Source organism: Ruegeria sp., from assembly GCF_028066395.1.
GTDB lineage: Bacteria > Pseudomonadota > Alphaproteobacteria > Rhodobacterales > Rhodobacteraceae > Ruegeria.
In genome coordinates, this window is the sequence record NZ_JALCBM010000034.1 from 16,832 (window position 1) to 21,055 (window position 4,224).

Sequence of the window (4,224 nt, forward strand, 5' to 3'; positions counted from 1 at the left end):
CGGTGCATGTAGAACGTGTCCATCTCGGCCCGCGCGGGGTGGTGGCCGGGGATGTTCAGGGCGTCGAAATTGTACCAGTCATCCTCGATCCGCGGCCCCTCGGCCACCGAGAACCCAAGTTCGGCAAAAATCGCGGTCAGTTCCTCGGTCGCCTGACTGATCGGGTGGATCGAGCCCTGACGGCGCGGACGGGTCGGCAGGGTGACGTCCAGCCATTCGGTGCGCAGGCGTTCATCCAGCGCGGCATCGGCCAGTGCGGCCTTTTTGGCGGTGAGGGCCGAGTTGATCTCGTCCTTCAGGGCATTCAGCGCGGGGCCTGCGACCTGACGTTCCTCGGGGGTCATCTTGCCCAGCTCGCGCATCTTCAGCGCGACCTCGCCTTTTTTGCCGACGGCGGCGACGCGGATCGCCTCAAGCGCGTTTTCGTCACCGGCTTCGGCGATTTGCCCCAGGTATTTTGCCTTAAGATCGTCCATGACGCCCTCTGAATTTGGTCGCCAACCTGCTATCGGCCTCGTCCCGCAAATGCAAGCGGGACGGGGTGGGTCAGTAGCTGTATTCCGGGAAAATCCGGGTCAGATCGCCGTTCCAGTCGCCATGATACCGTTCCAGCAACTCATCAGCGGGCACCTGACCGGATTCGACGGAATCCTTCAGCGCGTTCAAGAAATGCGTCTCATCCGGGACCAGCCCACCGGCACCGGGACAGGCGCGGGCTTTCAGACCAGCCTCGGAAATCGCGACCACCTCACGCGCCAGATCGTGCATGTTGATGTCGCCGACCTGCGCCTGCAAACCTTTGACGGCGGCCTGCACCCGCAGTTCCTCGCGCGTTTCCGCATCCCAGCCTTTGACCAGATCCCAGGCCGCATCCAGCGCGCCCTGATCATAGGTCAGGCCAACCCAAAACGCGGGCAGCGCACACAGGCGCCGCCACGGGCCACCATCGGCGCCGCGCATCTCCATGAATTTCTTGATCCGCGCTTCGGGGAAGGCGGTGGTCAGGTGGTCGGCCCAGTCTGACAGCGTGGGTGTTTCGCCGGGCAGGGCGGGCAGTTTGCCCTGCAGGAAGTCGCGGAAGGACATGCCCAGCGCGTTGATATATTCACCGTCGCGATAGACGAAATACATCGGCACATCGAGCGCGTATTGGACATAGCGTTCAAAGCCGAAACCCTCTTCGAACACGAAAGGCAGCATGCCGGTGCGGGCGTCATCCAGATGCCGCCAGATATGACTGCGCCAGCTTTTCTGGCCGTTGGGTTTGCCCTCGAAGAACGGGGAATTGGCAAACAGCGCAGTTGCGACAGGCTGCAACGCCAGCGCCACGCGCAGTTTCTGCACCATGTCAGCCTCAGAGCCGAAGTCGATATTGACCTGCACCGTACAGGTCCGCCGCATCATGGCGCGGCCCATGGTGCCGACCTTCTCCATATAGTCGTTCATCAGCCGATACCGCCCCTTGGGCATCAGCGGCATTTCCTCATGGCTCCAGATCGGGGCCGCGCCCAGACCGATGAAGCCCACGCCAATCTCATCGGCAATATCCTTCACCTCACGCAGGTGTGTATTCACCTCGTCGCAGGTTTCATGGATCGTCTCCAGCGGGGCACCCGACAGCTCCAACGCGCCGCCCGGTTCGAGGCTGACATTGGCACCGTCCTTTTCCAGACCGATCAGCTTGTCGCCCTCGCGCACCTCACCCCAGCCGTGGCGGTCGCGCAGACCTTCCAGTACGGCAACGATGGAACGAGTACCCTCAAACGGCAGCGGTTTCAGAGTGTCCTTGCAATAGCCGAACTTCTCATGCTCGGTGCCGATGCGCCAATCTGCCTTGGGCTTGCAGCCCGATTCCAGATATTCGGCCAGCTGTTCGTGGCGTTCGATCGGTCCGCCGCCGGACTGGGGAATGGACATGAACCGTGCTCCGATCCTGATGTGTCTGTCTTTCAGGGCCAGTCCTGTGCGGAAATGGGCGGAGTGTCAATGCAGCCGCGCATGTGGCGGGCGCATCGGGTGACGCTCCCAGATCACAACCGGGTGTGGGGACCCGCTGTTGAGTTCGGTCAGCATGCGTTCCGTTTTCAGACCGGGCAGGTTGGAAAACACGTCGAACAGCGCCTCGGCCCCTTCGGCGTTCACGGGAATGTGAAGCGTTGGCTGCCCCGGCTGGTCCAGCACCCAATGCGCCGGGTTTGAACTGGGGTCCAGCGCCAGCCGCTCAATCTCACGCGCGGCGACGATGCCGCCGTCCAGCGGGCCAAGATAGGTGATCTGGCCTTCGTCGATGGTCACGACACCCGGGCCGCCCGCCCCGGTACGGAACCGCGTGCGCTGAATGCCGATCACTGCCAGAGCCACCGCAACGGCGATCAGCACCCAGCCGAGCCAGCCCAGCAACCCACCAGGGCCGCTGACCCAGCTAAGGCCGAGGATCAGCACGAACCCCGCCACAAGCACCTCGCGCCAGCGCCATAGCGCCAGTTTGGCTTCGGGTCGGATGAAACTCATGACGTGGATTCCAATCATTCGTTGAACAGGACCAGAGAGAATGTTCCGGCAGGCGCGAACCCGATTGCAATATAGGCCCGCGCAGCTGCATTTGAAGCCGCAAACAGCACGGCCCGGCTGACACCCGCCGCGTGCGCTTCGCTGAGATGCAAGGCCAGCACCGTCCGGGCATACCCGCGTCTGCGCAGGTCGGGCGGAGTATACACGCCACCAATCTGCACCACATCAGGCAGGGCCGCATTGAAACCCGTCATGGCAACTGGCTGACCATTGTGCAGCAGGACCCGGTGGCTGTCTCGTTCAAGATATCTGTCAATGTCTTGTTCAGCCTGCGTGGCAGCCTGAGTCGGATCGGTCCCGAGGCATTCAACGTGATAGGCGCGCCGCCATCCGGTCACCAGATCACGGTCGACTTCACCCAGCGACGCAAGCTTCACACCCGGTATTTCGGGCAGGGCGAAGGCGCTGAGATCGAGGGCAAATGCGGGCTCATCCCGGTTCAGGATGGTAGGCCTGCCCTGCCAACCCGCGTTGTGAATAATCTGGCGAACCTGCGCAGTCTCTCCGACCACGCCTATGACTTTCCGGCCATGGATCAGGTCAAGAGCCGCCGCAATCTCAACGTCGGATAGGTCAGGGCATTGCGGCAGGATCATCCCCTCATTGGTGATGCCAAACGTACCGCGCGGCGTGTCACCCAGCAGCCAGAAATTCATGCTGCGCGGATGCGGACCGTTCAGACCGTAATCCTGCAGATTGCCCAGCGGGAACATCGAGCTTTGGATATGGCAGTAGAGGAACTTTTGCAGCGCCGAAATATCCTGCCGCTGCGCAAGGCGCCACATCAGGACCAATCCCCCAAAGCCTGCTGCCACAAGGTCATCGCCGCCACTGCCGCCGTATCCGCCCGCAAAATGCGCGGGCCGAGGCTGACCACATGAGCATAGGGCAATCCGGTCAGGCGTTTACGCTCTCGTTCGGAAAACCCGCCCTCGGGGCCGATCAGAATCGCCCAGGGCTGACCGGCAGCCGTTTCGGCCAGACGCAAGGCCGAGCCGACCTCGGCCTCGTCGCAGAACATCAACTGGCGACCCTCGGGCCACGCGTCCAGAAACCGGTCGAGGCGGTGCAGGTCAGTGACCTCGGGCACAAAGGTGCCACCGCATTGCTCGGCGGCCTCAACCGCGTGGGCTTGCAGCCGGTCCTGCCGGATGCGTTCGGAATTGGTGAACTCGGTCTGCACTGGGATGATCCGCGCGGCCCCCATTTCGGCGGCTTTCTCCACGATGAAATCGGTCCGGGCCTTCTTGATCGGGGCAAATAGCAGCCACAGATCGGGCGGCAGTTGCAGAGGTTTCGTCTGCTGCGCGCAGGTAAGGGTGCCGCCGCGCTTTCCAGCCTCGGCAACCTCAGCCAACCACTCGCCATCCTGCCCGTTGAACAGGGCCACATGGCCCCCGACCGCCTGCCGCATCACGCCAAACAGGTAATGCGCGTGGTCGCGCGTCAAAGGAACCGATTGCCCCGGACCCAAAGGGTGCTCTACATACAGTCTGATTTTTGCACTCATGAGACCCTACATATGCAAGGCAATGCCCCAACACCAGACGGTCAGGTCGCGGATGCGGTCAGCGGCAACTGGGTCGACACCCGCGCCCCGGCCTTTGCCCGCCCCTATCTGCGCCTCAGCCGCGCGGACCGGCCCATCGGCAC

The 4,224-nt window shown here is 62.8% G+C and carries 4 protein-coding genes and 1 pseudogene; all 5 read right to left on the minus strand.

The annotated features are described in order from the left end of the window. Positions 1-476, minus strand: a pseudogene (locus MPJ51_RS11995) (phenylalanine--tRNA ligase subunit alpha); the annotation flags it as partial. Positions 477-546: 70 nt separating this feature from the next. Continuing rightward, positions 547-1,917, minus strand: a complete 1,371-nt coding sequence (locus MPJ51_RS12000; RefSeq protein WP_298386727.1) for a glutamate--cysteine ligase — start codon at positions 1,915-1,917, stop codon at positions 547-549. 66 nt (positions 1,918-1,983) lie between these two features. Then, positions 1,984-2,511, minus strand: coding sequence for a hypothetical protein (locus tag MPJ51_RS12005; RefSeq protein WP_298386730.1), 528 nt, complete (start codon positions 2,509-2,511; stop codon positions 1,984-1,986). Between the two features lie 14 nt (positions 2,512-2,525). After that, on the minus strand, positions 2,526-3,356 hold the full coding sequence (locus MPJ51_RS12010) for a GNAT family N-acetyltransferase (protein ID WP_298386733.1): 831 nt from the start codon (positions 3,354-3,356) through the stop codon (positions 2,526-2,528). Beyond that, positions 3,356-4,081, minus strand: coding sequence for a 16S rRNA (uracil(1498)-N(3))-methyltransferase (locus MPJ51_RS12015; protein ID WP_298386736.1), 726 nt, complete (start codon positions 4,079-4,081; stop codon positions 3,356-3,358). Before MPJ51_RS12015 ends, MPJ51_RS12010 begins: the two co-directional genes overlap by 1 nt. Positions 4,082-4,224: the final 143 nt, after the last annotated feature.